We start from the raw sequence: 10,678 nt of genomic DNA, 5'->3' as shown, positions 1-10,678 counted from the left end.
CTATTCAAATGCACAAACAAAATCAATTAACAAGAAAAACATACAAATCAAAAAAATCTCAACGAAGCTAGCTTCATTGAGATTTAAATAATAAATTTAATCCTTTAATAATCTGTATCGGTTATTTAGGACTAGACATATGTAGGCAATTACTCTTTTTTTCTAAGAATATAAATAGCAAGTATTATTAAACACAATACTGCTGCACCTAAAACAACAACTATAGTTACAAATGGATTCATATATTATTTTCTTTTGTTGAGTAAATAAGTCATATACCTCATTACTATAACCACTAGTATAATAACAAAAAGTATAGCACCACCTAATATAAATAAAGCTGGAGTATCTACCGAGTCCATATAAATTACTTTAAGGCATTTATACTCGCTTCGATGGTCTCGATTTTAGCAAGAGTATCTGCTTCTTTTTTCTTTTCTATTGCAACTACTTGCTCTGGAGCACTACTTACAAAACGCTCATTTCCTAACTTCTTTTGCACACCTATTAAAAAGCCTTTAGCCCTTTTAAGCTCTCCTTCTAGTTTAACTAATTCTGCAGCTACGTCTATGTTTCCTTCTAATGGTATGAAGTATTCATTTGATTTTACTCTATAACTTGCAGCACCAGACAACTGTTCTGTAATCACCTCAACACTAGAAACATTACCCATTTTTTGAATCAATGGATTATAGGCTTCATTTAAGTTTTCATTATTGATAGTCTTTAACTCTATCTCGTTCTTAAAAGCTATTTGCTTCTCTTTACGTACAGTTCTAATACCAGATATCACATCTTGTACCAGTACAAAGTCAGATAACAAAGCAGTATCAACATCACCACCTTTAGGCCATGTATTAATACATAAGGCATCTTCTACCTTACGCTCTGAAATAGTTTGCCATATCTCTTCTGTAATAAATGGAGTAAATGGATGCATCAATCTCAAATTATCTTCAAAAAGCTCGATAACCTCAGCAAGTGTTTTTGCATCTATCGGTTGTTGATATTCCGGCTTAATAATTTCTAATAACCATCCACAAAAATCGTCATAAATCAACTTATACGAAGTCATTAATACATCACTAATTCTATATTTAGAATAATGATCTTCTATTAAAGCAAGAGTCTCATTAAAACGACTTCTATACCATGCTATTGCTTGTGCACTATGTGCTGGTTGTTCAAGTGAGTTATCAACATCCCACATTTGGGTAAGCTTAAATGCATTCCACATTTTATTTACAAAACCTTTTCCTTGCTGGCAAAGGTCTTCATCAAACATGATATCATTTCCTGCAGCTGCACTTAAAAGCAACCCTACACGCACACCGTCTGCACCATATTGTTCTAGTAAGCCTAGTGCATCAGGAGAATTACCTAAAGATTTTGACATCTTGCGACGTTGTTTATCTCTTACTAATCCTGTTAAATATACTTTATTAAATGGCTTCTCATCTCTTAATTCATAACCAGCAACTATCATTCTAGCTACCCAAAAGAAAAGAATATCTGGTCCAGTAACTAGATCACGAGTAGGATAATAATAATTAATCTCCTCATTTTCTGGCTCAAGAACACCATTAAATACACTTATAGGCCATAACCAACTAGAGAACCAAGTATCAAGAACATCATTTTCCTGACGTAGATCTTCTGCTTTCAGGTTATCGTTATTAGTTCGCTTTCGCGAAAGCGTAACAGCCTCTTCTAAACTATTTGCAACAACAAAGTCCTCTTTTCCATCTCCGTAATAATAAGCAGGAATGCGCTGTCCCCACATTAATTGTCTAGAAATATTCCAATCGCGAACATTCTCCATCCAGTGGAAATACGTACTCTTAAATTTAGGAGGTAATAATTCTACTATATCTTCCTTAACTGCTTTTATAGCTGGTTGAGCAAGGTCTTCCATTTTAAGGAACCACTGGTCTGATAGACGTGGTTCTATAACTGCCTTAGTACGCTCGCTAGTACCTACTTTATGAACGTGATCTTCTTTCTTGATCAAGAAACCTTTTTCTTCTAACTCAGCAGAGATTTCTTTACGTACTACAAAACGATCTTTACCTTCATAGTGAAGACCAAAACTATTTAAAGTAGCATCTGCATTAAAGATATCTATTACTTCTAGATTATGGGTCTCTCCTATTTTCTTATCATTTTCATCATGCGCAGGAGTGATTTTTAAAGCTCCTGTACCGAATTCCATATCTACATAAGAGTCTGCAATAACTGGTATCTCACGATTTACGATAGGTACAATAACAGTTTTACCTATTAAATCTGTGTAACGCTCATCTTCTGGATGCACACAAATAGCTGCATCTCCTAAAATGGTTTCAGGACGAGTAGTTGCAATACTTACAAAATCTTCACTTCCTTTAATTTGATATTTTAAATGATACAAGTGTCCATTACGTTCTTCGTAAATAACCTCTTCATCACTAAGAGTTGTTTTTGCTTCTGGGTCCCAGTTAACCATACGGTAACCACGATATATCAGTCCTTTATTATAAAGATCAATAAATACCTTTATGACAGATGCAGACATATCGTCATCTAGAGTAAACTTAGTACGAGACCAGTCACAACTAGCTCCTAATTTTTTAAGTTGCTCTAGGATAATACCTCCATATTCATCTGTCCAGTCCCAAGCGTGTTTTAAAAACTCTTCTCTAGACAAGTCATTTTTATCAATTCCTTGTTCCTTTAGTTTCTTAACTACCTTAGCCTCTGTCGCAATAGAAGCATGATCTGTACCAGGAACCCAACATGCGTTGTATCCTTTTAAACGAGCGCGACGTATTAATACATCTTGAATAGTATTATTCAACATGTGTCCCATGTGCAAGACTCCTGTCACATTAGGTGGTGGGATTACAATGGTGTAACTTTCTCTCTCGTCTGGTACAGATTTAAAGAAATCGTTATCCATCCAGAATTTATACCACTTCTCTTCAGTAGTTTTAGAATCGTATTTAGATGCTAAGGACATGTTTGGCTTAGTTTTTGAATTTACAACGACAAAAGTACTATTAACTTAAAAATTACACGCCATTAACGGCCACTTTAAGCTCGATAGTTTACTTTTATTAACTTAAATAAATAATGATGAAAAATTTACTACTTATTTTCTTGTTTACAGGACTCGTTTCTACAAGTATGCAAGCACAAGATAGTACTACTTTAGACCCTATGACTACCGTAGAATTTGAATCTTCTACTATCGATTATGGAAAAGTAGAAAAAGGAAGTGATGGTGTTAGAACTTTTACTTTTAAAAATACTGGTGAGAACCCATTGAAGATATATAAAATATACTCTTCATGTAGTTGCGACATATTATCAAAGCCAGAAGAGCCTATTGCCAAAGGTATGACCGGTGAAATAGTTGTTAAATACGACACTAAAAAAGTAGGGCCTATTGTTAAGACTATTACAGCCTACGCTAATATCGCAAAAAAATTAATCCCTTTACGTTTAAAAGGTGAAGTATTACCGGCTAAGGAAGGAGAATAACTTAATTAACGGATTAATGGAATATTTATAATCTTTACATTAAATACTGTTTCTCCTCTTTTTAATTTTATTTTCAACTTCTTATAAGGATTTTTATAAAACAGCTCACTGACATTATTTACAGTGAGCTGTTTTTTTTTGCGTCCATTAATAGAAATAATTTGATCTCCTATTTGAATACCTGCTTTATCAGCAGGAGAGCCTTCTCGCAAATAGTCGACATATATCTTAGGAATATATTGATAAGTCATTCTCGCCCTAGAAGTAAGCGTTATTTGACTGCTAGAGACATCAGTATTTCTATTTGTAAAATCTCTGTCTAATTGTGTAAACAATTCCAGTTCGCCTTTCTTAACACCTAAACCAGCCATATTATAATAAAAACCTTCTTCAAAACTATTATTAGGTTTCATACTTATTTTACCCTTAGGATAATCGATCACCACGTCAAATCTTCTTAATACCTCTCCTCCTATACTTCCATCATGAGAGATATCTGCTTTTTCTGTATTTTGATACTTTTTAAAAGGATAGGAAACGGCAACATTTTTTAAAGTTGAATTAAATAAATGAACCGCATTCACCTTTGTCCTTAATCCAAAAATCTCTCCATTAATACCAAAACCTAAATAGTCTTCAAAACTATTTTCAATAGTCATAGCATCATCTATGTCATCAAAAATCCATAAGGCATCTCCACTTCCTGAATCAAGAAGTAGTTTAAAATCACCTTTTACTAACCTATTATCTAACTCTAGATTTACAAACAACCTGCTATTATAAGTAGTAACATTAAACTGCTTTGCTTTTCTCAATGAAGATGGGAGATCTTCAAAGTTCTCATACATCTTTAAATAACTACTTTCATAATCTATATGAGTGACAAAATTCTCAAGAAAATTAACTCCAAGAATTCCATGTATTTCTACATCTAACTTTGGTGATATATCTATCTCGCTATCACTGAGAACAAGAACATCTGCATGAGTATCGCTTATAAAATCCCCTACTTCTATTTTATTCCCTCTAGAATAATAAGCACTTAACGCCTCATTACTACCATAACCATTTACTGAGATATACTTACCTTCCTTAATACTAAGAGAGTCTATACCTTTTAAATTAAATATAATAGTTCTTGCCGCACCAGTGTCTAGCATAAAGTTAAACTCTACATCATTAACCGTTACTGGCAGTACGATCAAATTAGAATATTGATTAAAAGCAATCTTCTCCTTTTTTATACCTTTATTAAATACAAAACCTTCTTGAGCAGTTGCACTACACAAACATAAAATCAAAGAAAATAAAAGAACCGTGTTTTTCATGGACAATAAATATAAGGTTTAGTCAAAGTCTTTTGAGCATCCTTACTCAAGTATTACATTTGTAGTAATAAAAATAAGTTATGCCAAAGATTTCTGAAAAAGGGCTTAAAATGCCTTCTTCCCCTGTTAGAAAATTAGTTCCCTATGCCGAAGCTGCAAAAGCTAGAGGTGTTCACATCTATCAACTTAACATAGGTCAACCAGATATTAAAACGCCAGAACAAGCAATTAATGCTGTTAAAGATACTGACATGACTGTCCTTGCTTATAGTCACAGCGCAGGAAACCAATCTTACAGAGATAAACTCGCAGCACATTACAATAAAATAGGCATGAATCTAACTGATGAAAACATAATAGTCTCTACCGGTGGTAGTGAGGCTTTAATGTTTGCCATGGGTAGTATTTGTGATAACGGTGACGAGGTTATTATACCTGAGCCATTTTATGCAAATTACAACGGTTTTGCAACAGCGAGCGGTGTTACTGTAAAACCTATCTCAACGACCATTGAAAATAACTTTGCTTTACCTGCAATAAGCGAGTTTGAAAAACTGATCACGGATAAAACTAAGGCTATCCTTATATGTAACCCAGGAAATCCAACTGGTTATTTATACACGCAAGAAGAGATGGACCAATTAACTGCTCTAGTTAAAAAACACGATCTTTTCCTTTTATCTGACGAAGTATACAGAGAATTTGCCTATGACGGCCGTAAACATCTATCAGTAATGAACATTGCTGGTCTAGAAGACCATGCTATCATGATAGATTCTGTATCAAAAAGATATAGTATGTGTGGTGCTCGTATAGGCTGTATGGTTTCAAAAAATAAAGAAGTTATGGCTACTGCAATGAAATTTGCACAAGCTAGATTAAGCCCTCCTACATTTGCACAAATCGCTGCAGAGGCTGCCTTAGAGACAAAACAAGAATACTTTGACGAGGTTATAGGAGAATACATAGAGCGTCGCGACGTTCTTATTGCTGGACTTAAAAAAATAGAAGGTGTAGAAGTAGCAAACCCTGGTGGCGCATTCTACTGTGTTGCTCAATTACCTGTAGAAGACACAGACGTTTTTGCACAATGGATGTTAGAAAACTTTGAACTAGATGGCGAGACCATTATGGTAGCACCGGCAGCTGGTTTTTACAGTACTCCAGGAATGGGGAAAAACCAAATAAGAATAGCCTATGTTCTAGAAAAAGAATCTCTAGAAAAAGCGGTACGTATTTTAGATCATGCATTGAAAGCATATAACGCATGATAGAAATTCAACATCATTTTTCTTTAAAAAGTTACAATACTTTTGGAATATCCGCTTTCGCGAAAGCGTACACAGCAACAACTACAACGCAAAAATTAAAAGAATCTCTAGGTTATTATGTAGGACAAGATGTCTTTTTATTAGGCGGTGGTAGTAACATGCTACTTATAAACGATATTCAAAAACCAGTAATTCATGTTCTATTAAAAGGAATGGAAGTTACTAGTCGAGAAGAAAATAATGTATTTCTTAAAGTCATGGCAGGAGAAAACTGGCATGACTTTATACTTTATTGTATAGAAAATAACCTAGCAGGTGTTGAGAATTTATCACTTATTCCTGGTAACGTGGGAACATCTCCTATTCAGAATATAGGCGCTTATGGTGTAGAACTTAAAGATGCTTTTCATAGTTGTGAAGTGATTGATCTTAAATCGCTAGAAGAAAAAACACTCACTCTAGCTGACTGTAAATTCGGATACAGAGATTCTATATTTAAAAACGATGCTGCTGGTAAATATGTAATTACGTCAGTAACATTTAAATTAACAGATCTTAATAAAACAACTGATTACGACTTTAAAATAGGCTATGGCGCTATTAAAGAAGAGTTAAACAGTCTACAAGGTGACCTTTCTATTCAAAAAGTATCGCAAGCAGTTATCAATATAAGGAGCAGTAAATTACCTGATCCTAAAGTGTTAGGAAACAGCGGTAGTTTTTTCAAAAACCCAGTGATTGAAAAAACAGTTTATGAAGACCTTATAAGAATGCATCCAGACATGCCATCTTATCCTGTAGATGAGAATCATGTAAAAGTTCCTGCTGGCTGGCTTATAGACCAGTCCGGTTTTAAAGGAAAACGATATGGTGACGCTGGTGTGCATGAAAGACAGGCATTAGTTTTAGTTAATTATGGAAACGCAACTGGAAAAGAAATTCTTGATGTAGCCCATAAAATACAAGAACATGTCATGAATCGATACGGCATTAAAATTGATACTGAAGTAAACCTAATCGATCAATAAACTATTAGAATAACTAATCATTGTATTTATAATTAAACTGTGGTTCTCATTAGAGACATATAACCATACCTTATCTTTGCATTATGGATTTAAAACTCGTACTTATATCGTTTGTAATATTAGCTATTGGCTTTGCAGGAATAGCAATAAAAATATGGGCTAAAAAGGATGGTAAATTTGCTGGAACTTGTGCCAGCCAAAGTCCTTTTCTTAACAAAGAAGGTGAAGCATGCAGCATGTGTGGTAAACTACCAGAAGAGCAAGATTGCAAAAATGAAGAGCTAACAGCTTAGGCCTTTTTTTAATGGAAATAGGTATATTCTTCTATGTATTGACAGGCTTTGCCCTGATCAATATAATTTATTATTTCTTCTATTTAAAAGCAGGTTTTGGAAAAACACCACAGCCACAGGGAGATTTAACAAAAGCTGTATCCGTAATTGTATGTTCTAAAAATGAACAAGAAAACCTTAAAACACTAGTCCCTCAACTACTAGAACAGGATCATCCTAATTTTGAGTTGATTCTAATCAACGATGCTAGTTATGACGACACAAGAGATGTTATTGAAGATTTTATGTCTCAAGATTCTCGTGTTAAAATGGTGGACGTTGTAAATAATGAAAGTTTTTGGGGTAATAAAAAATATGCACTTACCCTCGGTATTAAAAAAGCCGTAAACGATCACCTAATATTTATTGATGCAGACTGTTCACCTAATAGTAAGCAATGGCTTTCTCTTATGGCTGCTCATTTATCTAATGAGAAAAAAATCGTCTTAGGTTATGGTGGCTATCAAAAGGTCAAAAATTCACTTCTCAATGCATTAATAAGATTTGAAACTGGACTAACAGCTATTCAATATTTCAGCTATGCCATGAGCGGCAATCCATACATGGGTGTAGGACGCAACCTTGCCTATACCGCTACTCAATTTTATGATGTTAGTGGTTTTATGAGTCATATGAAAATTATGGGTGGAGATGATGACCTTTTTGTAAACCAAGCTGCTACTAAAAAGAATACCATCGTTTCATTAAATCCAGATTCATTTACGACTAGTGTTGCAAAAAAGAGCTGGTCCACCTGGTGGAAACAGAAAAAACGTCATATAAATACAGCGAGTCATTATAAGGGTTCTCATAAATTTCTATTAAGTTTATTTTACATATCTCAAATAGGATTTATTATTTCGGCTATTCTAGGATTTGTATTCGGTATTAACTGGATGCTTATCTTAGGAGTTGTACTTTTTAGATATTTGATATTTTGGATAGTTATGGGTAAAGGATTATCTCGCTTTCGCGAAAGCGATATCATTATCCTACTTCCTTTTTTAGAATCATTATTAATTTTAAGTCAGCTAGCGTTATTTGTTTCAAACATGGTTAATAAACCTAAACAATGGAACTAGTTAGGTATTCTTATTCAAACGACTACTTTATCACTAACTTTGTAATATGGAATCAGTAAAAACATCTGTAGCACCACCTAAGGCAAAGGGCAAACCAAAATGGTTGCGCGTTAAGTTACCTGTAGGTCAAAAGTATAAAGAATTAAGAAGTACCGTAGAGAAGTATGATTTACATACCATCTGTACGTCTGGTAGTTGCCCTAACATGGGTGAATGCTGGACAGAAGGAACGGCAACTTTCATGATTCTAGGTAATACCTGCACACGTTCTTGTGGTTTTTGCGGTGTAAAAACTGGAAGACCGGACACTGTGGACTGGGCAGAACCTGAGAAAGTAGCACGTAGCATTAAATTAATGGGCATCAAACACGGTGTTATCACTAGTGTAGATCGCGACGATTTAAAAGACATGGGTTCTATTATATGGAAGGAAACTGTTGCTGCTATAAGACGTATGAATCCTGAAACTACACTAGAAACTCTTATTCCAGATTTTCAAGGTAATACTCGTAATCTAGATCGCATCGTAGAGGCAAATCCAGAAGTGGTATCTCATAACATGGAAACGGTAAGAAGATTAACTCGTGAGGTGCGTATACAGGCTAAGTATGATACCAGCCTAGAAGTACTTAGATATTTAAAACAACAAGGTATTAACAGAACTAAATCTGGGATTATGCTAGGTCTAGGAGAACTCGAAGAAGAGGTAATCCAGACTATGAGAGATCTTAGAGATAATAATGTAGATGTGGTTACTATAGGTCAGTATCTACAACCTTCTAAAAAACATTTACCTGTAAAAGAATTTATTACTCCAGAACAATTTAAGAAATACGAAACTATAGGTCTAGAAATGGGCTTTAGACATGTGGAGAGTGGCGCATTAGTTAGAAGTTCTTACAAGGCTCACAAGCATATTTTGTAAAACTGTGAAGTTTTCTCTCAAAACATATGGAACCTTATTAAAGATAACCTCTATTGCACTGGTATCATTTTTAATAGGATCCATTGTTTCTATTTAAGATTTTGGATATTCATTTTGGTTTATCTTAATTTCAGTTCTAACTATAGAAGATTAAAAAAAAGAAAATAATCTTATCCAATGATTAAAGTTGCTATTAACGGATTCGGTCGTATAGGACGTACTTTTTTAAGAACGGTTTACAACGATCCTCAAATAGAAGTAGTTGCTATTAATGATCTCGCATCTACAGAGGTAATGGCACATCTTTTAAAATACGATTCTATTCACGGTATACTCAATGCTCAGGTTTCTTTTGACTCAAATTCTATAACCATAAATGACCATAGAATAGGCTTTACCCACCACAGCAATTTGGAAGAATTAAACTGGGACGGTATAGACACCGTAATAGAATCTACTGGTAAATTTAAAACTAGAACAGAATTACAAAAACACATTAACGCTGGCGCTGGAAAAGTAATCCTGAGCGCACCACCAGTAGAAGACGATATTAAAACAGTAGTTCTAGGTGTTAATGAGCATATATTAAATAAAGAAGATCTTATCTTCTCAAATGCTAGCTGTACGACTAATAACGCGGCACCTCTTATTAAAGTAATGAATGAGCTTTGCGGCATAGAACAAGCCTACATCACCACGGTACATAGCTATACAACAGACCAAAGTCTACATGATCAACCTCACAGGGATTTACGTAGAGCAAGAGCTGCTGGACAGTCCATAGTACCTACGACTACAGGTGCTGCAAAAGCGCTAACTAGAATTTTCCCAGATCTAAATGATGTCATAGGAGGTTGTGGTATCAGAGTGCCAGTACCTAACGGTAGCCTCACCGACCTTACTATTAATGTAAAACGTGACACTTCTATAGAAGAGATTAATGATGCTTTTTCCGCTTTCGCGAAAGCGAATCCTGCAACATTCTCCTTTACAAATGTTCCATTAGTATCCATAGATATATCAGGAAGTCCATATTCTTGCATATATGACTCATTAATGACTAGTGTGATAGGTAAAATGGTGAAAATTATAGGATGGTACGATAATGAAAGTGGGTATTCTCACCGATTAAGAGACATGGTAGTTTACGCCAAAAGCATAAAATAAGGCATAATCTCTCGTAAAAACAT

9 protein-coding genes are annotated in these 10,678 nt (G+C 34.5%); 7 read left to right on the top strand and 2 right to left on the bottom strand.

The features are described from left to right. Window positions 1-367: 367 nt before the first annotated feature. Window positions 368-2,998: a valine--tRNA ligase gene (locus ABJF08_RS06460; RefSeq protein WP_348115262.1), complete on the bottom strand. Its 2,631-nt coding sequence runs from the start codon at window positions 2,996-2,998 to the stop codon at window positions 368-370. A 116-nt stretch (window positions 2,999-3,114) separates the two neighbouring features. Here ABJF08_RS06460 and ABJF08_RS06455 point away from each other — a divergent pair, with 116 nt between their 5' ends. Then, on the top strand, window positions 3,115-3,522 hold the full coding sequence (locus ABJF08_RS06455) for a DUF1573 domain-containing protein (protein WP_348115261.1): 408 nt from the start codon (window positions 3,115-3,117) through the stop codon (window positions 3,520-3,522). 5 nt (window positions 3,523-3,527) lie between these two features. Here the strand turns inward: ABJF08_RS06455 and ABJF08_RS06450 are convergent, their stop codons facing one another. Next, window positions 3,528-4,850: an aspartyl protease family protein gene (locus tag ABJF08_RS06450; protein WP_348115260.1), complete on the bottom strand. Its 1,323-nt coding sequence runs from the start codon at window positions 4,848-4,850 to the stop codon at window positions 3,528-3,530. 80 nt (window positions 4,851-4,930) lie between these two features. Here ABJF08_RS06450 and ABJF08_RS06445 point away from each other — a divergent pair, with 80 nt between their 5' ends. The 6 genes from ABJF08_RS06445 to gap all read left to right on the top strand — a co-directional run bounded on the left by ABJF08_RS06445 (window position 4,931) and on the right by gap (window position 10,655). Continuing rightward, window positions 4,931-6,121 carry a pyridoxal phosphate-dependent aminotransferase gene (locus ABJF08_RS06445; protein ID WP_348115259.1) on the top strand — a complete coding sequence of 397 codons (1,191 nt, stop codon included), beginning with the start codon at window positions 4,931-4,933 and terminating at the stop codon, window positions 6,119-6,121. Beyond that, the gene (gene murB, locus ABJF08_RS06440) at window positions 6,118-7,149 is read left to right on the top strand and encodes a UDP-N-acetylmuramate dehydrogenase (protein WP_348115258.1); all 1,032 of its coding nucleotides are present in this window, start codon (window positions 6,118-6,120) and stop codon (window positions 7,147-7,149) included. Before ABJF08_RS06445 ends, murB begins: the two co-directional genes overlap by 4 nt. Before the next feature lie 83 nt (window positions 7,150-7,232). After that, window positions 7,233-7,442, top strand: a complete 210-nt coding sequence (locus ABJF08_RS06435; protein WP_348115257.1) for a membrane or secreted protein — start codon at window positions 7,233-7,235, stop codon at window positions 7,440-7,442. Window positions 7,443-7,453: 11 nt separating this feature from the next. After that, window positions 7,454-8,563: a glycosyltransferase gene (locus tag ABJF08_RS06430; protein WP_348115256.1), complete on the top strand. Its 1,110-nt coding sequence runs from the start codon at window positions 7,454-7,456 to the stop codon at window positions 8,561-8,563. Between the two features lie 46 nt (window positions 8,564-8,609). Next, window positions 8,610-9,488 (top strand): lipoyl synthase, encoded by an 879-nt coding sequence (lipA, locus tag ABJF08_RS06425; protein WP_104515699.1) that lies wholly within the window; start codon window positions 8,610-8,612, stop codon window positions 9,486-9,488. A gap of 177 nt (window positions 9,489-9,665) precedes the next feature. Next, entirely contained in the window at window positions 9,666-10,655 is a 990-nt protein-coding gene (gene gap, locus ABJF08_RS06420) for a type I glyceraldehyde-3-phosphate dehydrogenase (protein ID WP_348115255.1), read from the top strand. Window positions 10,656-10,678 lie beyond the last annotated feature (23 nt).

The organism is Nonlabens sp. (assembly GCF_039941875.1).
Lineage (GTDB): Bacteria > Bacteroidota > Bacteroidia > Flavobacteriales > Flavobacteriaceae > Nonlabens.
Note: the sequence above shows the minus strand (reverse complement) of the source record. Positions and strands in the feature narration are given on the sequence as shown.

Coding starts and splice junctions, on each gene's coding strand:
- ABJF08_RS06460 (WP_348115262.1), bottom strand. CDS start 2,998: ATGTCCTTAGCATCTAAATACGATTCTAAAACTACTGAAGAGAAGTGG.
- ABJF08_RS06455 (WP_348115261.1), top strand. CDS start 3,115: ATGAAAAATTTACTACTTATTTTCTTGTTTACAGGACTCGTTTCTACA.
- ABJF08_RS06450 (WP_348115260.1), bottom strand. CDS start 4,850: ATGAAAAACACGGTTCTTTTATTTTCTTTGATTTTATGTTTGTGTAGT.
- ABJF08_RS06445 (WP_348115259.1), top strand. CDS start 4,931: ATGCCAAAGATTTCTGAAAAAGGGCTTAAAATGCCTTCTTCCCCTGTT.
- murB (WP_348115258.1), top strand. CDS start 6,118: ATGATAGAAATTCAACATCATTTTTCTTTAAAAAGTTACAATACTTTT.
- ABJF08_RS06435 (WP_348115257.1), top strand. CDS start 7,233: ATGGATTTAAAACTCGTACTTATATCGTTTGTAATATTAGCTATTGGC.
- ABJF08_RS06430 (WP_348115256.1), top strand. CDS start 7,454: ATGGAAATAGGTATATTCTTCTATGTATTGACAGGCTTTGCCCTGATC.
- lipA (WP_104515699.1), top strand. CDS start 8,610: ATGGAATCAGTAAAAACATCTGTAGCACCACCTAAGGCAAAGGGCAAA.
- gap (WP_348115255.1), top strand. CDS start 9,666: ATGATTAAAGTTGCTATTAACGGATTCGGTCGTATAGGACGTACTTTT.